This is a genomic window from Bounagaea algeriensis (assembly GCF_054491375.1).
In genome coordinates this window covers 3,920,876-3,940,945 of record NZ_CM137102.1, presented here as the reverse complement: position 1 = coordinate 3,940,945, position 20,070 = coordinate 3,920,876, and the positions used below count along the sequence as shown (strand labels likewise).

At 68.1% G+C, this 20,070-nt stretch carries 23 protein-coding genes, 1 tRNA gene and 1 pseudogene; 11 read left to right on the top strand and 14 right to left on the bottom strand.

The annotated features are described in order from the left end of the window. Positions 1 to 8 precede the first annotated feature (8 nt). Complete coding sequence (locus tag ACVGV2_RS17895; RefSeq protein WP_459163507.1) at positions 9 to 302, top strand: DUF3017 domain-containing protein; 294 nt, start codon at positions 9 to 11, stop codon at positions 300 to 302. Positions 303 to 404: 102 nt separating this feature from the next. Here ACVGV2_RS17895 and ACVGV2_RS17890 read toward each other — a convergent pair whose 3' ends face one another. The 4 genes from ACVGV2_RS17890 to ACVGV2_RS17875 all read right to left on the bottom strand — a co-directional run bounded on the left by ACVGV2_RS17890 (position 405) and on the right by ACVGV2_RS17875 (position 3,241). Next, positions 405 to 1,280, bottom strand: coding sequence for a DUF4253 domain-containing protein (locus tag ACVGV2_RS17890; RefSeq protein ID WP_459163506.1), 876 nt, complete (start codon positions 1,278 to 1,280; stop codon positions 405 to 407). Between the two features lie 243 nt (positions 1,281 to 1,523). Continuing rightward, entirely contained in the window at positions 1,524 to 1,724 is a 201-nt protein-coding gene (locus tag ACVGV2_RS17885) for a DUF1918 domain-containing protein (protein WP_459163505.1), read from the bottom strand. A gap of 143 nt (positions 1,725 to 1,867) precedes the next feature. After that, on the bottom strand, positions 1,868 to 2,308 hold the full coding sequence (locus ACVGV2_RS17880; RefSeq protein WP_459163504.1) for a hypothetical protein: 441 nt from the start codon (positions 2,306 to 2,308) through the stop codon (positions 1,868 to 1,870). Between the two features lie 93 nt (positions 2,309 to 2,401). Further along, positions 2,402 to 3,241 (bottom strand): metal-dependent hydrolase, encoded by an 840-nt coding sequence (locus tag ACVGV2_RS17875; RefSeq protein ID WP_459163503.1) that lies wholly within the window; start codon positions 3,239 to 3,241, stop codon positions 2,402 to 2,404. 323 nt (positions 3,242 to 3,564) lie between these two features. Between ACVGV2_RS17875 and ACVGV2_RS17870 the strand changes: the two genes are divergently transcribed. Further along, positions 3,565 to 4,785, top strand: coding sequence for an NADP-dependent isocitrate dehydrogenase (locus ACVGV2_RS17870; RefSeq protein WP_459163502.1), 1,221 nt, complete (start codon positions 3,565 to 3,567; stop codon positions 4,783 to 4,785). 204 nt (positions 4,786 to 4,989) lie between these two features. Beyond that, positions 4,990 to 5,061, top strand: a tRNA-Val gene (locus ACVGV2_RS17865). 258 nt (positions 5,062 to 5,319) lie between these two features. Here ACVGV2_RS17865 and ACVGV2_RS17860 read toward each other — a convergent pair. Then, positions 5,320 to 5,973: a DUF1707 SHOCT-like domain-containing protein gene (locus ACVGV2_RS17860; RefSeq protein ID WP_459163501.1), complete on the bottom strand. Its 654-nt coding sequence runs from the start codon at positions 5,971 to 5,973 to the stop codon at positions 5,320 to 5,322. A gap of 154 nt (positions 5,974 to 6,127) precedes the next feature. Here ACVGV2_RS17860 and ACVGV2_RS17855 point away from each other — a divergent pair, with 154 nt between their 5' ends. Next, positions 6,128 to 7,321 (top strand): aminotransferase class V-fold PLP-dependent enzyme, encoded by a 1,194-nt coding sequence (locus ACVGV2_RS17855; RefSeq protein WP_459163500.1) that lies wholly within the window; start codon positions 6,128 to 6,130, stop codon positions 7,319 to 7,321. Positions 7,322 to 7,355: 34 nt separating this feature from the next. Here ACVGV2_RS17855 and ACVGV2_RS17850 read toward each other — a convergent pair whose 3' ends face one another. The 5 genes from ACVGV2_RS17850 to ACVGV2_RS17830 form a co-directional block, all read right to left on the bottom strand. Then, on the bottom strand, positions 7,356 to 7,637 hold the full coding sequence (locus tag ACVGV2_RS17850) for a metal-sensitive transcriptional regulator (protein ID WP_459163499.1): 282 nt from the start codon (positions 7,635 to 7,637) through the stop codon (positions 7,356 to 7,358). A 184-nt stretch (positions 7,638 to 7,821) separates the two neighbouring features. Next, positions 7,822 to 8,025 (bottom strand): heavy-metal-associated domain-containing protein, encoded by a 204-nt coding sequence (locus ACVGV2_RS17845; protein ID WP_459163498.1) that lies wholly within the window; start codon positions 8,023 to 8,025, stop codon positions 7,822 to 7,824. Positions 8,026 to 8,632: 607 nt separating this feature from the next. Further along, positions 8,633 to 8,980: a hypothetical protein gene (locus ACVGV2_RS17840; RefSeq protein ID WP_459163497.1), complete on the bottom strand. Its 348-nt coding sequence runs from the start codon at positions 8,978 to 8,980 to the stop codon at positions 8,633 to 8,635. 37 nt (positions 8,981 to 9,017) lie between these two features. After that, the gene (locus ACVGV2_RS17835) at positions 9,018 to 9,251 is read right to left on the bottom strand and encodes a DUF397 domain-containing protein (RefSeq protein WP_459163496.1); all 234 of its coding nucleotides are present in this window, start codon (positions 9,249 to 9,251) and stop codon (positions 9,018 to 9,020) included. A gap of 273 nt (positions 9,252 to 9,524) precedes the next feature. Beyond that, positions 9,525 to 10,400 carry a helix-turn-helix domain-containing protein gene (locus ACVGV2_RS17830; RefSeq protein WP_459163495.1) on the bottom strand — a complete coding sequence of 292 codons (876 nt, stop codon included), beginning with the start codon at positions 10,398 to 10,400 and terminating at the stop codon, positions 9,525 to 9,527. Between the two features lie 257 nt (positions 10,401 to 10,657). On the opposite strand from ACVGV2_RS17830, the gene ACVGV2_RS17825 reads away from it, so the two are divergent. The 5 genes from ACVGV2_RS17825 to ACVGV2_RS17805 all read left to right on the top strand — a co-directional run bounded on the left by ACVGV2_RS17825 (position 10,658) and on the right by ACVGV2_RS17805 (position 14,774). Further along, positions 10,658 to 11,473, top strand: coding sequence for an exodeoxyribonuclease III (locus ACVGV2_RS17825; RefSeq protein ID WP_459163494.1), 816 nt, complete (start codon positions 10,658 to 10,660; stop codon positions 11,471 to 11,473). A gap of 820 nt (positions 11,474 to 12,293) precedes the next feature. Next, entirely contained in the window at positions 12,294 to 12,566 is a 273-nt protein-coding gene (locus ACVGV2_RS17820) for a hypothetical protein (protein WP_459163493.1), read from the top strand. A 6-nt stretch (positions 12,567 to 12,572) separates the two neighbouring features. Then, entirely contained in the window at positions 12,573 to 12,797 is a 225-nt protein-coding gene (locus ACVGV2_RS17815; RefSeq protein ID WP_459163492.1) for a hypothetical protein, read from the top strand. A 318-nt stretch (positions 12,798 to 13,115) separates the two neighbouring features. After that, complete coding sequence (locus tag ACVGV2_RS17810; RefSeq protein WP_459163491.1) at positions 13,116 to 14,222, top strand: alpha/beta hydrolase; 1,107 nt, start codon at positions 13,116 to 13,118, stop codon at positions 14,220 to 14,222. Between the two features lie 192 nt (positions 14,223 to 14,414). Then, a complete protein-coding gene (locus ACVGV2_RS17805; RefSeq protein ID WP_459163490.1) occupies positions 14,415 to 14,774 on the top strand; it encodes a hypothetical protein in 360 nt (119 codons plus the stop codon). Positions 14,775 to 14,961: 187 nt separating this feature from the next. Here the strand turns inward: ACVGV2_RS17805 and ACVGV2_RS17800 are convergent, their stop codons facing one another. Together ACVGV2_RS17800 and ACVGV2_RS17795 are read right to left on the bottom strand one after the other, a co-directional pair. Then, the gene (locus ACVGV2_RS17800; RefSeq protein ID WP_459163489.1) at positions 14,962 to 15,801 is read right to left on the bottom strand and encodes a YmdB family metallophosphoesterase; all 840 of its coding nucleotides are present in this window, start codon (positions 15,799 to 15,801) and stop codon (positions 14,962 to 14,964) included. 2 nt (positions 15,802 to 15,803) lie between these two features. Continuing rightward, positions 15,804 to 16,985 carry a cobalamin-independent methionine synthase II family protein gene (locus tag ACVGV2_RS17795; protein WP_459163488.1) on the bottom strand — a complete coding sequence of 394 codons (1,182 nt, stop codon included), beginning with the start codon at positions 16,983 to 16,985 and terminating at the stop codon, positions 15,804 to 15,806. Positions 16,986 to 17,106: 121 nt separating this feature from the next. Here ACVGV2_RS17795 and ACVGV2_RS17790 point away from each other — a divergent pair. Next, positions 17,107 to 17,235: pseudogene (locus tag ACVGV2_RS17790) on the top strand (helix-turn-helix domain-containing protein); the annotation flags it as partial. An 82-nt stretch (positions 17,236 to 17,317) separates the two neighbouring features. Beyond that, a complete protein-coding gene (locus ACVGV2_RS17785) occupies positions 17,318 to 17,905 on the top strand; it encodes a transposase (protein ID WP_459163487.1) in 588 nt (195 codons plus the stop codon). Here ACVGV2_RS17785 and ACVGV2_RS17780 read toward each other — a convergent pair. Further along, on the bottom strand, positions 17,849 to 18,202 hold the full coding sequence (locus ACVGV2_RS17780; RefSeq protein WP_459163486.1) for a hypothetical protein: 354 nt from the start codon (positions 18,200 to 18,202) through the stop codon (positions 17,849 to 17,851). The genes ACVGV2_RS17785 and ACVGV2_RS17780 overlap by 57 nt on opposite strands. Before the next feature lie 190 nt (positions 18,203 to 18,392). After that, positions 18,393 to 19,811 (bottom strand): sugar porter family MFS transporter, encoded by a 1,419-nt coding sequence (locus ACVGV2_RS17775; RefSeq protein WP_459163485.1) that lies wholly within the window; start codon positions 19,809 to 19,811, stop codon positions 18,393 to 18,395. Positions 19,812 to 20,070 lie beyond the last annotated feature (259 nt).

Below are 20,070 nucleotides of genomic sequence, written 5' to 3'. Positions count from 1 at the left end.
GGGGAAGCATGAGCGACCGGTTGTGGGACGATCCGCGGTTCCGCGCGCACCTCCCGTTCGCGCTGGTGGCCCTGATCGTGCTGCTCGGTTTCCTCCGCGTGGCGTTGCAGCACTGGCGGGAGGGCGCCGCGCTGGTGAGCGCGGCGCTGCTCGTGGCAGCCGTGCTGCGCGTGCTCGTGCCCGAGTGCCGCCTCGGGTTGCTGACCCTGCGCACCCGGGCGGTCGACATCGCGTTGTACGGCGGGTTCGGACTGGCCATCGGGTATGTCGCGCTGACCATCGAAGGCGGCCCGTTCGGGTGACGAGCGGCGCGGTCAAGCAACGCAGCTGCGGAACCGGCCGGATCGCTCGCGCGGCGGTGCGGGAACCGCGCGAGCGCGCGGGAACCGGGCGACGGGCGCCGGTCAGTCCCACCAGAACGACCAGGTCCGCCGTCCGCGGATCTCGCGCGCGTATTCGGCGATGCTGCCGGACTCCTGCACGATCCGGTCCGGGCAGAACGTCCAGTGCTCGGCGGCGACGGCCGCGGCTTGCTCGGCGTCCTGCGGCGGGGCGGACACGCTCAGGTCGAGCCGGTCCGGTCCGAGCCGCAGCACGCGGGCGCCGAACCGCTGCTCCCAGCTGCGGGCCATGGCCGAGAGCCCGGCCGTGCGGGACACGTGATTGGCCGCGCCGGACCAACCCAGCGCGGTGAGCACGTCCGAGCCGTGCCGCACGGGCACGAGGGCGAGCTGGGACTGCTCGTCGACGAACCGGGCGAGTTGTTGGTTGGCCAGGATGTCGGGGTCGGCCAGCAGGTTGCCGGGAGCGGCCGCTCCCGGGCAGGCGTGGCCGAACGGGGCGAGCGTGTCCAGGTCGTAGGCCGGGCCGAGCGCGTCGTCGGCCTGCACGAGCCCGTCCCAGATGCGGGCCATGACGTCCTCGATGGTCCACCGGTCGATGTGCTCGAGGGGTTCCGGTGGGACGACGCCGATGGTGCAGCGGTCGCCGTAGGTCTCGGTGCTGTCGCAGACCAGCAGCGGCCACAGCCCGGTCCGGTGGTGCTCGCCGCGCAGGGTGGCCACGAGCTGGGGTGCGGGTGGTGCGTCGCTGAGCCAGCACAGGGCGTTGCGCGAGTCCGAGTGGGCGGCCTGCTCGGTCATCAGGCCGCCCACGGGCAGTTCCGCCGACGGGGCCGCCGCGGCACCGAGAGCGGCGAACGGCCCGTCCGCCTCGCCACCGTCGGAGAACTCACCGGCCCGCGGGTCGGTGGGCGTTGCCGACGCCCAGTTGTCTCGCACCTCTTCACCGCCTCCTCGCCATACGCCCCTCATCGCGATCTACTTTATGAAGTCGGTCGCGGCCGCGCGCGTGGGTGGTGCTTTCCGTTCCCGCCGTTGCCCGCGCTGCCGTTGCCCGCGCTGGGGTGCGCGTCCTGCCGGCGCGGTGCGGCGACCCGGCGGGAAGCGGTCGAACGAGCGGCGGCACCGGGACGATACCGCCCGGTGCCGCGTCTGTGGAGTCGGATCGGCGTGCGGGCGGGATCAGTCCCCCTGCCGGGGGCGGGGTGGTTCGATGAGGCAGTCCCCGCCGGGGAAGACCAGCCGCTCGTGGCCGTCGTCGAAGCGCACGAGGTACGGCGGCCCCCCGTTCTCGCCGCGGACTTCGATGATGACGCCCGTGCGGTCCACCTCCGAAATGGTCCTGCTGTGCACGTGGAGTTGGTCGCCCACCGTCGCTTGCATGCCCATCACCTCCGTCGTTCCAGGCTAGGTGACCGAGGACACACTCCGCAGCGGGTGCGAACACCACTCGTTCGGGTGCACTGGGACGCTCGGGTGCGCTGGCTCGGGCGCGCAGGGACGAGTGCCCGCTCCCGAGCGGCGGGTCAGGTCACCCCGCCTGCTACGCGCGAGCAGGTGGTGCTGACCTCCTCGTAGTTCTCCGACTGCTGGTTCGCCCACTTCCCGCTGCTGTCGAGCGAGATCTCGCCGGTGGCGACCCGGTGCACCGACTCCCGCACGTCCTGCAGGTTCTCGTGCAGCTGTTCGTCGTGGGTCCGGGACAGCAGTCGGTCGATCTCGGCGAGCTTGTCGTGCGCGTCCGCCCGGGCCTGGTGCGGATCGACGAAGTTGGGCATGAAGTTGGCGACGCTGATCGCGCTGGCGCACGCCGAGGTGTCCGCCGGGTCGACGCGGGATGCGCCGCCCTGGCCCTGCTGCGTCTCGTGCAGCGCGCCGCAGGCCGTGAGGGCCGTCAGCACCAGGACGAACGGTGCGGCCGCGCGCGTGATCAGTTTTCGTCTCCGGTCGCGTGTACCGGCTCGCATGGTTCCTCCGGGCCTGTCCCAGCCAGTGCTTCCTGCCCGCCTTCTTCTTACCTTATCGGTCGGAGCGGTCTGGATGGGTGGTTTGCCCGGACTTCAATGTGGTGATCCTGGTGTGAGCCAAGCCGCCACCTGAGGCGGCAGGTTCAGATCGGCCAGCCACGGGGCCGCACCGATGCGGTAGAGCACAACTGCTCCGAGGACGACCGCACCGATGGTGAAGGCCGGGCCGACCAGGAGCATCTCCACGCGGCCGCCGGTTTTCATGCGCAGCGGTTTCGGCGGGGCCACCGGGTACCAGGTCTGTCCCTTCAGCGGCAGCGGCCACAGCATGGGGCAGCCCTGCTCGGTGATCGCGTCGCCGAGGAAGTGCGCGGTGCAACCGATCATGACCGCCACGCCGAACGCGGCGGCTTCGGTGGACTGGTGGCCGGCCCAGGCCCAGCACGCGATGGTGAGCAGCACGGATGTGACGGAGATGAGCAGGGCGTCCTGCCGCGGGCTCCACTTGTGCATGATGCCGCGCACCGTCAGGCCCGCGAAGACGAACATGAGCGCGGCCAGCGCCGCGCCGTTGCTGGTCTGCACGATCGCGGTGGTGATCAGCCCGGCGAGCACGGCGAAGACGAGCGTGTGGGTGAAACCGCGGTGGGTGCCGGAACGGTCGCTGTCGTGCTTGGTGCGCGTCAGCCGGTACATGAACCCGCTCAACCCGCTCAGCGCGGCCGAGGCGCCCCGGGAGATGCCCCCGAAGGTGCTCGCGACCGTGGATTTGGGGTGGTCGATGTCCGGCAGCAGTGCGGCACCGGCGGCCAGCGTCGCCCCGACGATCCACGTCTTCGGGGTGAGCTGTCCGATGGTGTGGCTGTTCGCCAGGGCGGTGACCGCCGCCCACGCGGTCAGTCCGCTCATCGCGTGCGTCGGTCCCGTCGCCATGCCGCTCCCAAGATCACGTGTTCGACGGCCCACCAGCCTAATAGGACGCCAGCCCCGCACAGGACGCCAGCCCAACGGGACGTTCGAGGTGGGGGCGGCCGCGGTGAGCGTGCTGCGCGCCCGTGCCGCGCGGGGCGCCGTCGGAGGGCCGTCGGAGGAAGGGGCCGCCGGGAGCGGTCGCGACCGGGCCCGCGCCGACTCCGGGGAGTGGTGTATCGCGCGGCCGATGGGGTGGTGGCCGTTACGGACGGGCAGGCACAATCGAACACTGATAGCAGTACGCTCGTACCGCTATCATTCTCGCGAGAGGAGCACCCCGCCACATGAGCAAGATCAAAGTACAGGGCACCGTAGCCGAGCTCGACGGCGACGAAATGACCCGGATCATCTGGTCCTTCATCAAGGACAAGCTGATCCACCCCTACCTGGACATCAACCTCGACTACTACGACCTGGGCGTCGAGAACCGCGACGCCACCGACGACCAGGTCACCGTCGACGCCGCCAACGCGATCGCCAAGCACGGCGTGGGCGTCAAGTGCGCCACCATCACGCCGGACGAGGCCCGCGTCGAGGAGTTCGGGCTGAAGAAGATGTGGCGCAGCCCGAACGGCACCATCCGCAACATCCTCGGCGGTGTGATCTTCCGGGAACCGATCGTCATCTCCAACGTCCCGCGGTACGTCCCGGGTTGGACCAAGCCCATCGTGATCGGCCGCCACGCGCACGCCGACCAGTACAAGGCCCAGGACTTCAAGGTCCCCGGCCCGGGCACGGTCACCATCACCTACACCCCGGCCGACGGCAGCGAACCGATGGAGCTCGAGGTCGCGGAGTTCCCCGAGGACGGCGGCGTGGCCATGGGCATGTACAACTACCGCCGCTCCATCGAGGAGTTCGCCCGCGCCTCCATGCGCTACGGCCTGCAGCGCGGTTACCCGGTGTACATGTCCACCAAGAACACGATCCTGAAGTCCTACGACGGCCTGTTCAAGGAGGTGTTCGAGGAGGTCTACGAGAACGAGTTCAAGGCCGACTTCGAGGCCAACGGCCTGGAGTACGAGCACCGCCTGATCGACGACATGGTCGCCTCCGCGCTCAAGTGGGAAGGCGGCTACGTGTGGGCCTGCAAGAACTACGACGGCGACGTGCAGTCCGACACGGTCGCGCAGGGCTTCGGCTCGCTGGGGCTGATGACCTCGGTGCTCATGACCGAGAACGGCACCGTCGAAGCGGAGGCCGCGCACGGCACCGTGACCCGCCACTACCGGCGGCACCAGGAGGGTCAGGAGACCTCCACGAACCCGATCGCGTCGATCTTCGCGTGGACCCGCGGTCTCGCGCAGCGCGGGCAGCTGGACTCCACGCCGGAGGTCGTGTCCTTCGCGCAGACGCTGGAGCAGGTCGTCATCGAGACCGTCGAGAGCGGCAGGATGACCAAGGACCTGGCCCTGCTCGTCGGCGGTGACCAGGGGCACCTGAACACGCAGGACTTCCTGAACACGTTGGACGAGAACCTGCAGAAGAAGATGGCCGAGCGCTGAGGACCCCTCGCGCTCAGCGGCGCGAGGAGGTGGTGCCGCGCGGTGCGCGCAGCGCCGCTGCCGGCGCCACCTGCTTCCGGCGCCGCGGTTGCCGACGGTCGAGCCGGTGTGCCCCGGGCACACCGGCTTTCGCCGCTTCAGGAGGGGTGTCGTTGCCGGCGATCGCCGTGCGCTATGCTGTCGGTGCACGTGGTGCAGTGCTTCGCGCGATTAGCTCAGCGGGAGAGCGCTACCTTGACACGGTAGAGGTCGCTGGTTCGATCCCAGCATCGCGCACCGGTGAGAAGTCCCGAGCGCGAATCCCGGTCGGTGTTCCGGCCGGGATTCTCCCGTGAGCAGCGCGAGCGGCGCGCCGACTCCGCTCGAGCGGCCCCTCGGGGCCAGCGGACGGTTCCGTCCACAGTGGTCCGTTGGGCTCGTGATCGCGGTATCGCCTGCCGATGTCTGCGCGCTGGTGTCCACAGTGCCTGGTGAGCGTGTGGTGCGCTCGTGGTGCGCGGTCCGGGTCGTCCCGCGCTCGAGCCGCCCGCGGCCTCAGTCGTCGTCGAGACCGCCGGCGGCGTGCTCCTCCGGAGTGACGATCTCGACGCTGCCGAAGGCGCCGCGGGTGTCCACCACCACGCTGCTCGTCCCGGCACCGGGGGAGGTGGCGCAGGCCGACGCGCACTCGGTGCTGCCGAACACCACGAGACCGGACGTCTCCGCTCGGACGCCCTCGGGCACGACCACGTCCACCGAGCCGAACAGCGCGCCGACCTCGGCGCGGCCGGTGTCCCCGGAGACCTGCACCACCTGGTCGCCGAAGACGGCCACGCCGTCCTCGGCGGTGACGACGTAGCCCACGCCGAACAGCCCGCCGATCACCGCGAGCGTGCCGATCGCGGCATCGAACACCCGGCTCGCGCGGCTCTTCTCCGCGGGTTCGTCCTCGGAGTCCTCCGTCGCGTCCTTCCGCGCCGGCGCGGCCTCCTCAGCGGCCTTCTCCGGGGGCCGCTCGGCGGTTTCCGCCGGCAGGTCCTGGGTGAGCGGTTCGAGGTCGCGCCGGATGCGCGCTGCCCAGCAGTGGCCGGAGCGCTCCTCGTACTCCGACACGGTCAGCCGGCCCTCGGCCAGGGCCTGCTGCAACCGCCGGTCCACCTGCCTGCGTTCCTCGTCGCTGATGCGCATCGCGTCGCGTTCGTCCGCCACAGCAGCATTGTGCCCCGAACCCGGATGTTCGGGGCACAGGGCTGGGAAATTCCCGTGCTGCGCGCGCGGTTGTCCGCGCCCGCGTGATCGTGTTCGCTGCACGGGAGGGCCCCCGAGAACGGATGAGGACCGATACCGGAGAGGACGGGACATCGTGCTCGAAGCACCGCGAACCCGGGAGAAGGTGGCTGCGCTGCGAGCGGAGACCGCCGGATGCGACACGGTCACCCACTTCAACAACGCGGGATCGGCGCTGCCGCCGAAACCGGTCGTCGACCGCGTCGTGCAGCACCTGCGCGCGGAAGAGGCCATCGGCGGTTACGAAGCGGCCGAACAGGTGGGTGAGGAGCTCGACGGCGTCCACCGCGACTTGGCCGCGCTGGTGAACGTCGATCCCGACGAGATCGCGATCACCGACAGCGCCACCCGGTCCTGGCTGGCGGTGTTCACCGCCGTGCCGTTCCGGCCCGGCGACCGCATCCTGACCGCGGTCCCGGAGTACTCCAGCAACATCATCGCCATGCGCTCGGCGGCCGAAAGCCGCGGCGTGCGGGTGGAAACCGTCCCGAGCGCCCCTGCGGGCCAGATCTCGGTCGATGCGCTGCGCCGCGCCCTCGACGACGACGTGCGCATGGTCGCGGTGACGCACGCGCCGACGAACGGGGGGCTGCTGCAACCGCTGGCGCAGATCGGCGAGCTCGTGCGCGACTCCCCCGCGGTGTTCCTCGTGGACGCCTGCCAGAGCCTCGGCCAGGTGCCGATCGACGTGCCCGCGGTCGGCGCCGACGCGGTGGCGGTCACCGGCCGCAAGTACCTGCGCGCCCCGCGCGGAACCGGGTTCCTCGCAGTGCGCCGGCACCTGCTGTCCGAGCTCACGCCGCAGCACGTGGACCTGCACTCGGCGGCGCTCGACGGCGAGAGCTTCCGGCCGCGCGAGGACGCGCGTCGGTTCGAGCTGTGGGAACGCAACGTGGCGGGCGTGCTGGGCCTGGGCGTGGCGGCGCGCTACTACCGCGACACCGGCATCCCGTGGGTGCACGACTACGTGACCGCGCTGGCGCAGCGGCTGCGGGATCAGCTCGCCGAACTGCCCGGTGTGCGGGTGACCGACATCGGTGCGGAGCGCTCCGGCATCGTGACGTTCCGGCACGATCGGCTGCCGGCACCGGAGTTGGTGGGGAAGCTGCGCGAGGAAGGGTTCAACCTGACGGTTTCACGCGCCCCGTCCACGCCGTGGGACATGGCAGAACGCGGCTTGGACGCGCTCGTGCGGGCCTCGGTGCACGCCTACAACACCACCACCGAGATCGAGCGGTTCTGCCGGAGCGTGCGCGCGGTCGCGGCGTGAGACCCGGGATGTGCGCGCGGAAGCGGGTGCGCGTTCAGGAGCGCACGAGGCGCGCGATGGCGTCGTTGGCTTCCTTGATCTTCTCCTCGGCGACCTCGCCGCCTTCGGTCATGGCTTCCGCGACGCAGTGCCGCAGGTGTTCTTCCAGCAGGCTGAGCGAGACGGACTGCAGCGCCTTCGAGGCGGCGGCGCCCTGGGTCAGCACGTCGATGCAGTACTGGTCCTCCTCGACCATGCGCTGCAGCCCGCGGATCTGCCCTTCGATGCGGCGCAGCCGTTTGAGGTAGTTCTCCTTGTTCGCCGTGTAACCGTGCATCACCGCTCCCGTGTCGCGCTCGCGTACTGGGGGTCATCATACCCGCCGGCGCTCCGCTTCCGGCCGAATCGCGGAATGGCCACCACCGACGGCGGAGCAGCCGTGCGGCGCGGCCGCGGCCCGGCGCGACAGCACCCGCGCCGCGCGTGCTCCGCCCGGCGCGGGTTCCGACCGTCGGGCGGGGTCAGTCCTTGCCGACCACTTCGTAGCCGGCTTCGGCGATGGCCTCGCGGACGGAGTCCTCCGCGGCCTCGCCGGTGACCGTGACGCGGCCGCTGGAGAGGTCGACGGCCACGTCGCTGACCGCGGAGAGTTCACCGAGCTCGCTGCGCACGGCTTGGACGCAGTGGTCGCAGCTCATGCCTTCGACGACGTAGGTGGTGCTCACGAGTTCCTCCTGCTGGTTTTCTTCCTGGAAGCCCGGTGCCTCCGAGTTGATCGGTTCCTCCGGGTTGTTCGGTTCCTCCGAGTTGCTCGGTTGTTCCGGGGTGCTCGGCTTCCCCGGGTTGCTCGGCTGTTCCGGGCGGCTCGGCTTCCCCGGGTGCTTCGCTCACTCGCTCGGGAAGTCTCCCCGAGGCGCACCACATACATTACCCCCGTGGGGTATAAGTTTCAACGTTCCGACTTGGCGGCATCGGAAGTTGAACGATTCAGAAACTTGTCGCCCGAACAGACCAGCAATGCCTGAACGAGCGACCCGAGGCTCCGTCTCGCTCCCGTGTTTGCCCAGGCCACGGCGCGATGCCGGACTGAATCGGTCAACACAATTTTCATGAAAATTGTGCCGGCGGGGGCGAGCAGGCCCGGTGGGTGGAGGATGAAGCGGCGGGCTCGGCCAGCGCGGGCGGAACGTGCCGACCGCGCCGTTCGGGGTGCCGAGCCCGCCGGCTCGGGGGCGCCGTCGGGGGTGGGCGCCCGTGGGGCTGGTCCTCGGGGCCCAGGACCGTGCGACGACCAGAACCCGGCGGAGAGCGTGCGGACGCAGCGCTTCGGCTTCAGGCCGAAGCGGGCACCGGGTGCGCCGGGGCGGGTGGCCAGCACCCGGTCGGCTGCATGTGGTGCCGCGTCGACGCGGCGTCCAGGGCGAGGACCTCCTCGATCACCTCGTCGCTGCTGCCGGCGGCTCGCCACAGCACGCGGCCGGGAAACAGGATGTCGGCCTCGTCGCTGGGAACGCGCAGCGCTTCGGCGTCGTCCTCGCCGAACAGCTTGATCACGTCGATGGCTTCGTCGAGCACACGCAGGCCGACCACGGCGACGAGAGCGCCGCCGGCATCCCGGGGGTGCGCGAACTCGAAGCCACAGGCGGTCAATCCCTGCAGGTCGCAGGTGATCTCGTTCATGGCGCCACCGTTTCCTCGGGAGGGCAACGATCGGATGTCAGGAGACGAGGTCGTCGAACTCGCCGTCTTTGGCTCCGTGCAGGAACGCGGCCATTTCGGCGCGGGTGTAGATCAGAGCGGGGCCGTTGGGGTGCCGGGAGTTGCGCACGGCGACACCGCCGTCGGTCAGTTCCGTCACTTCGACGCAGTTGCCCACCGCACCGCTGTATCGGCTGCGTCGCCAGCTCGTGGGCAACAGCTCGGCCGACATGCCGTTGTGGATCTCTGCCATCGAGGTGCCTGTTCCTTTCCGCCGACTCCCTCTGCACGCTCATCTGCACGTGCACGCAACAGGCGCCGACCGTAGCAGGACTCAGTGCACGCGTGAATGCACGTGCACGCGGCTGAGATCGCGATCACTGGGCGGGCCCAGCGCTGACCCGCGAGGCGTGCACGTTTGGTCAGCACGAGCGCCGTGCTCTCATCCGAACGGCCGCGTTGACGTGAACGGAGGACGCCGTTCGCAGGGACGGATACCCCGCAGGGGCATACCGCGAGCGGCCGGTTACAGCTCCCGCAGCCGCTGCGCCAGCAGGTCGCGGGTCTGCTCGGGGGTGCGCGCGTCGACCGCGAGGCGGTGGCTGGCCTTGCTGTACTGCTCCACCTCGTCGGCCTTGTCCAGGTAGAGCGCGCCGCACATGTGCTCGAGGTAGACGATGTCCGGCAGTTCCGGCTCGCCGAACCGCAGGAGCGTGAAGGCCCCCTCGGCGCCCGAGCGACCCAGGTCGAACGGCAGCACCTGCAGCGAGATGTGCGGGCTGCTCGTGACCTCGAGGAGGTGCTCGAGCTGTTCGCGCAGCACTCTCCGCCCGCCGATGGGGCGCCGCAGCACCGACTCGTCGATCACCGCCCACAGGTGCGGGCTGTTGTCGCCGGTGAGGAGTTGCTGCCGCTGCACGCGCAGGCGTACGCGGCGGTCGATGTCGTCCGGCGGCGCGTCGGGACGACCACCGAGCGCGACCGCGCGGGCGTACTCGGCGGTTTGCAGCAGACCGGGCACGAACTGCAGCTCGTAGGTCTGGATCCGGGAGGCGGATTCCTCCAGGCCCACGAAGTCCTGGAACCAGGTCGGCATCAGGTCGTTGTAGCGGTTCCACCACCCGGGTTCGTTGGACAGCCGCACCATGTCCACGAAGGACTTGTGCTCCTCGTCCGAGTCGACTCCGTAGAGCCGGAGCAGGTCGGTCACGTCACGTTCTTTGAATCCGACGCGTCCGAGCTCCATCCGGCTGATCTTCGAGCCGGAGCCGCGAATGGCCTCGCCTGCTTCTTCGCGCGAAATCCCGCTGGCCTCGCGGAGTCGCCGCAGCTGGCTGCCCAGGACCAACCGCCGCGCCGTCGAGCCGCCGCCCGCCTGTCCGGCGATGCCGCCCGTGGCCACGTCGTAACCTCCCGCGAAAAGACTGCTGGTGCGCCGCTGCGGAAGTCGTGCGCCGACAACCGCGTTACCCGCGGGAATCCTAGTGCACGTCCGGCCGGATTCGAATCCCTTCGGCGGAGGAGAATTTACTTACTCACAAGTAGGCTTTTCGGTGCCGCGGGCGGAAATCCGCGCACACTGGAACCGTTCCAGCGTGCAGCGGAGCAGTCGCCGTCCGGCCGGTGGACGGTGTTTCGGCAGACGCTACCGTGTGGGCCGTGCTGACTGTGTCGACCGTGAACGTCAACGGCCTGCGCGCCGCGGCGCGCAAGGGTTTCGTCGAGTGGCTGGCCGCCACCGCGGCCGACGTCGTGTGCCTGCAGGAGACGCGGGCGGAGCACGACCAGCTGTCGAAGCAGGTCATCGAACCCGCCGGCTGGCACACGGTGCTCGCGCCGAGCTCGGACAAGGGGCGCTCCGGGGTGGCGCTGTACATGCGCGCCGAACCGGACGAAGTGCGCGTGGGCTTCGGCTCGGCCGAGTTCGACGGCAGCGGCCGGTACGTCCAGGCCGACTTCCCCGGGCTGACGGTCGCCAGTCTCTACCTGCCCAGCGGCGATGTGGGCACGACGCGGCAGGACGAGAAGGAGCGGTTCCTGAAGGAGTTCTTCAACCACCTCTCGAACCTGCGCGAGCGCGCCGCCGCGGAAGGCCGGGAAGTGCTGGTGTGCGGCGATTGGAACATCGCGCATCAGCAGATCGACCTGAAGAACTGGAAGGCGAACCAGAACGAAGCCGGGTTCCTGCCCGAGGAGCGGGCCTGGATGACGCGCGTGTTCGGCGAGCTCGGCTACGTCGACGTGCTGCGCCGGCTGCGTCCCGAAGGACCCGGCCCGTACTCGTGGTGGACCTACCGCGGCAAGGCCTTCGACAACGACTCCGGTTGGCGGATCGATTACCAGGCGGCCACGCCCGGCTTGGCGGAGATGGCCGCGGACATCACCATCGAGAAGGCGCCCAGCTATGACCAGCGCTGGTCCGACCACGCCCCGGTGACGGCGACGTTCGACGTGCCCGGGCTGGAGGAGCGGTAGGGGACCTTTCGGGGCCGCACAGGCGGACCCACGGTTGCGGGCTCTGGTGTTCCGCCGTCGGTTGGGCATGTCCTTGCAGCCACCGGCCCTGTGTGCTCATCGGTGCTCGGGTGGCCGCTGGTGACGTTGGCAGGCTCAACAGACGGTGTGGTCACCCGCGGACGCCCTCGACAGCGCCACACGCTACGGCGAGCAGGACTGCACCGGTCGTAGCGCTTGCCTGGTTCGATCCTGCTGCGTCAGAAGACGAAGCAACCATCTCGGCCGCGGCAACCCGGGCAGGCAAGGTGAGGCACGTCGATCCCCCTGCGCTCGGCGGGTGCGCGTTGAACGCGTACCCGTCCAACAGAAGAAGGGGGGAACGCTCACCCGTCGAGCTTGTTACGGCTCGACAGCGCCGGGGTTACCGCCGAGTCTGCGATGGGAGGCATGTTCGGCGGAGCTTGCGCGCGACGCTTCCAAGACCGGTCGCGGGGTGCTCCGAGAACGACACGTTCGCGCGCTCCAGCTTCACCGGTTCTGACCCGGGTACTCGGCGCTGTGAACGTCGGCCACGACTGACACCGTGCCTACACCGTGCGTGGGGCGGTGTAGCGGGAGCAACTTCCGGGCGGTATGCTCAGCCCTGCGTTTTGATTCCTTGGCAGGTTCAAAATAGCACGGTTCGCCCCCCGGTCCAGCCGGGGGGCGTTCTCGTTTCCCGGGTCCGCCGCTCCGCCCGAGTGATCACGCGGGAATGAGTAGAAACCCGCACCCGAACTCGTAGCTTGTTCGATACGGTGCGTTCCCGGTGATGATCAACGGGCTGTGGGGAGGCTCCGTGAGCGTGCGGGTTGCTCCGGCGACCTTGTCGGCGCTTACCGGTGGGATCGAGCGGTCCACGAGCGAGCTCGGGCAGGCACAACCGCCCGCGTCGCCGGACCTCGGACCGTCGAGCGCGGCCGCGGATGCCACGGTGGCCGATCTGCTGCGGGTCACCGCCGGCTACGTCGAGACCCTGCACCGGGGTGCCGCCGACCTGGATGCCAACAAGGCCGACTACGCCTCGACCGACGACAGCAACGCCGGACTCTTCCACAACCTGGGGCAGTGACAACCGATGACGCTGAACAGCTTCGTCGCCGGTAGCCCCGGCGAGGCGCGTTCGTTCGCGCAGGAACTGCGCAAGCTCGGCGGAGGCACCGAGACCGCAGCCACCGGCGCGCACCAGGCACGCACTCGGGCCGAAGGCGAATGGGAGGGTTCCGCCTCGGAGGCGTTCCAGGGCTGGGCGAAGACACAGGGCACCGACGGTGACGCGCTGCCGAGGTCTATCCGAGCATGATCCGTGCCTACGAGATGTGGGCTGATGAGCTCGACACCGTGCAGGCCCGGATGGAGCAGGCCAAGCAGGTGGCCCGCGAGGGCGGGTTGAAGCTCATGGGCGCGCATCTCATCCTGCCGCCGAAGGCACCCACGGTGAGCAAGCCCGAACCGCCACAGGGACGGATGAACGCTGCCCAGGCCGAGCAGCATTCGCAGGACGTTGCCGCCTACGAGGCCGCTATGGCCGAGCAGCAGCGCCAACAAGCCGCCTGGCAGGAAGCCAAGTCCACCGTGACCGGACGCGCGGGAGAAGGAGAAAGCCGCCCACGAGACGTTCGTGAATGCTCTGGACAAAGTCAAGGCGCAACTTCAGGGCATCGGCCAGGCTCAGAAGTGGGCCGAAGCTGGCGTACAACCATCCAGCGCCGCCGCTGGCGGGCTGGCACACGCTGCCACCGCGATGGAGTCCAGCTCGGCCGCAGCCACCAAGAGCATGTTCGAGAGCTCCATCGGCAACCCAGCCGCCGTCAACGCCGCGTGGTCGTCGATGTCCACCGCCCAACGAGCCGACCTCATCGATCGGCACCCGCAGATGGTCGGCAGCACGAACGGCGTACCCGCCGTCGCCCGGGACGAAGCCAACCGTTCGATCCTGGCGACACAGCGTCAGGCCATCGTCAATAAGATCAACGGGCTTCAGCAGGCGATGAAGGAGGACTTCCGCAAGCACGGCCACAGCGACAACGCCAAGGGACACGTCATCCAGCCGCTGCAAGAGGCGCTTGACGGCATCGATCAGTTGCAGGAAAAGCTCGGCCCTTCCGCTGAACAAAGCGGATATTACCTGCTCGGGATCGACTCCACCGCGAACGATCGCGGACAAGCGATCGTCGCACAAGGCAATCCGGACTATGCCGACAATACGATAACGCTCACGCCTGGCACGTACAGCGACCTTCAAGACGTTACCGACTATGTACAGGAAAACGAAAACGTGGTGGAGCGGGCCAACCAGATGGCGCCCGGTCAAAACAATGTCGCGATCACGTGGGCGAGCTATGACTCACCGAATCACATATTCCCGCACGCCGGTCAGTACGGCTACGCTGAGAATACAGCACCCGACCTCAGCGAGTTCCAAGAAGGCCTTCGAGCTACACATGAAAGCGACACCCCGTCCAACAACACCCTCGTGGGGCACAGCTACGGCTCGACAGTCGTCGGAGAAACTTCTCACAATACCGATGGCAGCTACGCCGACAGTATCGTCTTCCTCGGCAGCCCCGGCGTCGGCGTTGACACAGCACACCCACTCGACGTCCCCGCCGACCACGTGTGGGCCGGTAAGGCCGGAAACGACCCTATCGATAGTACTCCGGACTCACCTGCGCATGCGAACCCCACGGAAGAGAGAGCGGGCTCACACGTTGGTCGGATACCTTGACCCGGTGGGGATCAACCGTTTGGACCGGAAAACCTGACTTCGCAGCCTTTGGTCTCGACCCGACTGAACCAGAGTTTGACGGGAACGTTCTTCCGACTTCCCCCGACGGCGAGCACGGAGACTACTGGCAACAACATCAGTCTCGGGACGCCATGGCTCGAATCATGACTGGCAACCAAGGTGCACACTGACATGACTAGCCGAAACGACAACGATGCCAATAAACACCCTCGAAACCATCCACTGAGAATGGTGTCGATATCAATTGGCGCTTTCCTTGTCCTGGTAAGCCTGTTGGTATGGATCCCGTCCCTGGCGGGAAGCCTGAAATATCTCGATCCCGATCCTGAAACTGGCCCTGGCGTCACAAACGAAGGAATCATAGGGGCAATATTCGGGGTGTGGCTACTCGTCTGGACCCCAGGGATCGGCTTGATGATCGCAGGAGCGGCTGGCTGGCGCAAACGGCTCATGTGGGGCTTCGTTGCGCTCGCGGTGGTGATGCTTGCGGTGTCGGGAGCCACCTACATCGTCGGCAGCACAACCGGGTGAGCAACTTTCGCCGCAGAGAGTCGGGTAGCCGGGAGGGGCAGTTCCTCCCTGCTACCCGACTTAATATGGATTGGATTCGCACTCAGGGTGTGGAGTCGGTCGAGTTGGGAGTGATCTACTGCCGGGGACGGAACCGGTGAACACTCGGCCCCGGGACGGTCTCCCGTCCCGGGGCCGACGCGGTTTCTCAATCGAGGCGCTCGATGGTGTGGACTCCCTGATGCTCGCCGAGGGTCACCAGGACTGCACCGAGGGCCAACGGGCCGGTTGCGAGTTCGTAGGCGGGCAGTCGGGTGACGTCCTCACCACGGAGTGCTGCGGCGAAATGAACCGGGTCGAACCCGCCGCCGGTGAAGCCGAGTCTGCCGGTCATCCCCACTTCAGCAACATAGCCGGTGCCGGCCGGCAGGACATGCCCTCGCAGAGTGGGGTCGTGTGTGTGGGTGCCCAGCACGGCATCGACCTGCCCGTCGAGGGCGGTGGCGAACGAGGCCTTCTCCCACGGCGATTCCCCGTGCAGGTCCACGAGGACCCGGCCTGGCAACGACTCCTCGGCGCACAAGGCCTGCCAGGACGACCACAGAGGGTAGGGCTGCGGGGCATGCATCCCGGGCAGCGCCGCGGTTGGGCTGAGCAGGTTGACCACGGTCAACGCCTCGGTTCCGCGTTTGAGCGTAACCACGCCCTGGCCGCGCTCCTCGTCGACGTTGACCGGCCGCACCACGCGCTCGTAGGCCAGGACCTTGTCGACCTCGGGCCCATCCCAGGAGTGGTTGCCACCGGTGATGGCATCGACACCGCTGTCCAGCAGCATGTCCACAATCTCGGTGGTCAGCCCGAAGCCGTCTTGCGGCAGTGGGCCGGTGACCACGCAGTTCTCACCGTTGACGATGATCCAGTCGGCGCCGAGCTCCTCGCGCAAGCGGGGAACACGGGAGGCGACCCACTGAGCGGCCTCGGTTCCGACGACGTCGCCGATGAAAACAACTTTCACAGGAACCGTCCCTTCTCGCGGTGCGGCGACCACGATCAGCTGGCCACGACTGTCGAGCGGGAGAACAGGTGCTGAGATGCCCGGTGTGCACCTTCGGAGAGCGAACGGAGCTTGGCCCACACCAGCCGCGGCATGACCGGCTTGAACGAAGCGAAACTCGCAAAGCCGCAGTCCGTGCCGGCGATGACGCGCTCGGCACCGACGACCGAGGCGTAACGTTCAATCCGTTCCGCGACCAGATCGGGGTGTTCGACGTAGTTGCTGCACGTGTCGATCACGCCGGGAATGAGGACCTTGTCCTCCGGCAAGGGGATGTCTTCGAACACGCGCCATTCGTGGGCGTGCCGCGCGTTGGCGGCTTCCACCGCGAGTCCGCGCGGCCGGGCTTGCAGCACGATGTCGAGGATCTCGGTCAACTCGACGTCGCGGTGGTGGGGCGATTCGTAGTTGCCCCAGCACAGGTGCATCCGCAGCTGATCCGGGTCGATGTTGGCCACGGCCGTGTTCAACGCCTCGACATGCTCGGCGATCGCTGTGCGGAAGGCGGCCGTGGAGCAGTCGGCATACTGGGCATGCCGTCCCATGGCCAGGTCCGGGCAGTCGATCTGGACGATGAAGCCGGCCTCGGCGATGGTTTCGTACTCGGCGCGCATGGCCTCAGCCAGTGCCCCGAGATAGGATTCGTGCGAGTCGTAGTACTGGTTTCCCAAGTACGTCGCGATCACGCCGGGCGAGGCGGCCGGCACGAACACCTCCTGCGGGCGACCGCCTTCAGCTTCCTGAGCCACGTCGACAGCCGCGCGCAGCTCTTTGAGCTCGCGGTGCAGCACGTCACCGCCCTGATACTGCACCGGGCCAGTACACGACGGCGTGCTCGTGACCAACCCTGCTAAGGCCTGCTCGGCAATTTCCGGGTAGTCATCGAGATCGGCCAGGCCCAACGCACCCACTTCGCCGTCGAAGCCCGTCAAACGCTCCTTGACGTAGGTCGCGTAACCGATCTTGCCCTGCTCGCCGTCACTGGCAACATCGATCCCGCAGCCGGCTTGATCACGCAGGACCGATTCCGTCGCTTGCCGCGCCAACAGAGACAACCGGTCCACTTGATCTTGGCTTAGCGTCTCGGACTCGCGAGCGACCATCAACTCGGCCAACTCGCCCGGGCGCGGCAAACTTCCCGTGTGCGTCGTCAGAATTCGATCATCACTGGTCAACACAGTTGCACGGTAAAGAGCACAAGAAAATCACCAATCACTCGATCCTGAACAGGAAGTGGCTGATCAATGCAAATCGACTGACTGATGTTTTCTGATCAAGGTGCGGGGTTATGTCGGGAGTATGCAGGCAGGGAAACCGACAGCGGTGCATACCCGTGAGCAGGAGCAGCAGCGGCTGGCTGCGGCGGAGTTGTTTGAGCAGGGTGGGTGGTCTCAGTCGGAGATCGCTGGGGTGTTGCAGGTGTCCCAGCAGACGGTCAGCACGGTATCGCCGGTGGCTGTGTGGGTGCGACGCGCTGGCCAGCACGGGCACGCCGGGAGCGCAGTGCCGCTTGACGGTCGAGCAGCGTGCTCGCCTGCGCGCGGTGTTGCAGGCAGGTGCGCAGGCGTCTGGCTTCGCCACCGACGGGTGGACGCTGACCCGGGTTCGTCGGATCATCGCCAGCCGGTCAGACTCCGGTATTTGCCCGTGGTCAAGGGGCGTCAGCCGAAACTGTCCCTGGCGGCCCTGTGTTGTTATCGACCCGGCCACACTCCACGATTGCTCTAGGAGCACCCGACGCGGCTGGTGGCACGACACAGCACTGATCCGCCTGCTCGACCAAGCCCACCAGCAGCTACAGACCCCGCTGATCCTGATCTGGGACCGCTTGGACGCCCACCGCAGCCACCGCATGCGCCGAGCCATCGCCGCCCGCTCCTGGCTCGAGGTGGAATACCTGCCCGCGCCCCGGCCTCAACCCACCGAAGGGCTCTGGTCAAGCCTGAAACGCACCGCTCTGGCCAACCTCGCCGCCCGCACCCTCGACGAACTCACCACTGCTGTCCACGTCGGACTCACTCGACTCCAACGCCGATCCAGCCTACTGACCAGCTTCCTCACCCACGCCGGACTGGATCATCCACAACTCACAACCTGACAGGAAAACGTCAGTGGTACACGGGGTGGCGGTGGATCTCCTCGAGGAGCATGCCGTCGGGGTCGTTGATCGCCGGATTGCGCACGTTCGAATCCCCACCGGGAAGACGAACGTGTCCGTCTTCCCGGTGCGGAAATCCTCGTCCTCCGTGGCGCAGGCGAATTCCCGTCCGCCAATGCCGAGGAACACGCGGTTCTCGGAGTATCCGACGTCGGGTTCGGCGTCGAAGGTGTCCGATGCGCGGTCCTTCGTGGCCGTCTGGATCTCGATCTCGATCTTCGCGATGCTTTCCGACACTGCGGCTCCTCGGGTGCTGCGGGTGTGCTGGGATCGGCGGGCCGTTTTCCCGGTCGGGAGGAATGGCCGAGATGATCATCACACCGCTCGCCCGCAGTGATCCAGCAAGGTGCCACGAAGGTGTGCGCGCGCTGCTCTTTCCGAGCCGGGAATATTCCGCGGATCCCACCGCTCTCGCGGAATGCGCGGCTCACCCGTGTCGGGTGCGGAACTCCTCCTCGAACTGCTCGAGCGTCTTGCCGCGGGTTTCCGGCACTGCGGTGAGGACGAACAGGATGCCGACCGCGGAGACCGCGGCGAAGATGAAGAACGTCGGCGCGATCCCGAGGGTGTCGACGACCGGCGGGAAACCGAAGGTGACGCAGGCGTTGGCCAGCCACAGCACGAACACGCACACGCCGACGGCGAAGCTGCGGATCTTCAGCGGGAAGATCTCCGAGAGCATCAGCCACACCAGCGGTCCCAGCGTGCCCTGCATGGAGAAAACGAATCCGACGAGGCAGACCAGGATGGCGTAGGGCTTGAACGCGTTGTCCGGCAGCAGCAGCGCCGCGGCCCCGGACAGCGCGTGGAACAGGGTGATCAGCGCGAAGCCGCCGAGGAACATGGTGCGGCGGTTGAGCTTGTTGATCAGCATGATGCCGACGGTGATGCCGAGGAGGCTGAACAGCCCGTTGGCGGTGTTGGCGATGATCGCCCCGTCGCCGGAGAAGCCGGCCGTCTGCAGCAGCTGCGTGCCGTAGTACATGATCGAGTTGACGCCGGTGAACTGCTGGAAGATCCCGAGCACCGCACCGATGACCACCAGCCGCCGCACCCACGGCACCGCGAGGTCGGACCACCCGCCGCGCCGGGCCTGCCGCTCCTCCTGCACGAGTTCGTGGACCTCGGTCATCTCGGCTTCCGCGCGTTCCGGGGAGCGGATCTGCTTGAGCACGGCCAGCGCGTCGCCGTCGCGGTCCTTCGCGGACAGCCAGCGGGGGCTTTCGGGCATCCGCAGCATGCCGAGCAGCAGGGCGAACGCCGGGAGCACGGCCACGACGAGCATGTACCGCCACACCGAGGTGTGCTCGCCCCAGGCGGTCATGATGAGCGCGTTGATGATGAACGCCGCGAACTGGCCGGTGATGATCATGACCTCGTTGCGGGTGACGAGGCTGCCGCGGCGTTCCGCCGGGGCGACTTCGGCGAGGTAGACGGGCACGGTGGCGGAGGCGCCGCCGACGGCGAACCCGAGCACGAAGCGGAACGCGGCGAGCACCTGCCACGTGGGGGACAGGGCGCAGCCGAGCGTGCCGATGATGAAGACCCCGGCGAGCATGAGGATGTTGGCCCGGCGGCCCTGCCGGTCGGCGAGGCGTCCGCCGACCGCCGCGCCGAAGGCGGCGGCGAAGATGAGGATGCTGACCACGAAGCCCTCGGTCACCGGGGTGAGTCCGAGGTCGGTGGTCATGGGATCCACCGCGCCGTTGATCACGCCCGTGTCGTAGCCGAACAGCAGCCCGCCGATGGTCGCGACGAAGGCGACCGCGCTCAGGCGTTTGGAGTGCGGTCCCGGGCGATCGGCGGGCAGGGGTCTCCGGTCGGGGCTCGTCGTGGCGCCGCTCATGAGCGCTACCTCCACTCGGTCGGGCAGTGGTGCGCCGCGCGGGGTCTTCGTCGGGCGTTGCCGGCGTCGTCCGCAGCTGGGTTCGGGTGCTGCGCACCGTCGACGCTGCGCGGTTGCACGGACTGTGTCCCATGCCACCCTTTATGTCAAGACATAAGGATGACGGTATTTTTTGCGGGGCTGTGCGTCCCGTCCGAGCACCCGCCTCGCCCCGACACGCGGGCGCTGCGGCGGGCGGGTGTCGCGCCGGGCGCCGACG

Excerpts from the sequence above, each read along its gene's own strand:
- ACVGV2_RS17895 (WP_459163507.1), top strand. The coding sequence starts at position 9 with ATGAGCGACCGGTTGTGGGACGATCCGCGGTTCCGCGCGCACCTCCCG.
- ACVGV2_RS17885 (WP_459163505.1), bottom strand. The coding sequence starts at position 1,724 with ATGCAAGCGACGGTGGGCGACCAACTCCACGTGCACAGCAGGACCATT.
- ACVGV2_RS17880 (WP_459163504.1), bottom strand. The coding sequence starts at position 2,308 with ATGCGAGCCGGTACACGCGACCGGAGACGAAAACTGATCACGCGCGCG.
- ACVGV2_RS17875 (WP_459163503.1), bottom strand. The coding sequence starts at position 3,241 with ATGGCGACGGGACCGACGCACGCGATGAGCGGACTGACCGCGTGGGCG.
- ACVGV2_RS17870 (WP_459163502.1), top strand. The coding sequence starts at position 3,565 with ATGAGCAAGATCAAAGTACAGGGCACCGTAGCCGAGCTCGACGGCGAC.
- ACVGV2_RS17850 (WP_459163499.1), bottom strand. The coding sequence starts at position 7,637 with ATGCACGGTTACACGGCGAACAAGGAGAACTACCTCAAACGGCTGCGC.
- ACVGV2_RS17840 (WP_459163497.1), bottom strand. The coding sequence starts at position 8,980 with ATGAACGAGATCACCTGCGACCTGCAGGGATTGACCGCCTGTGGCTTC.
- ACVGV2_RS17835 (WP_459163496.1), bottom strand. The coding sequence starts at position 9,251 with ATGGCAGAGATCCACAACGGCATGTCGGCCGAGCTGTTGCCCACGAGC.
- ACVGV2_RS17815 (WP_459163492.1), top strand. The coding sequence starts at position 12,573 with ATGACGCTGAACAGCTTCGTCGCCGGTAGCCCCGGCGAGGCGCGTTCG.
- ACVGV2_RS17805 (WP_459163490.1), top strand. The coding sequence starts at position 14,415 with ATGACTAGCCGAAACGACAACGATGCCAATAAACACCCTCGAAACCAT.
- ACVGV2_RS17775 (WP_459163485.1), bottom strand. The coding sequence starts at position 19,811 with ATGAGCGGCGCCACGACGAGCCCCGACCGGAGACCCCTGCCCGCCGAT.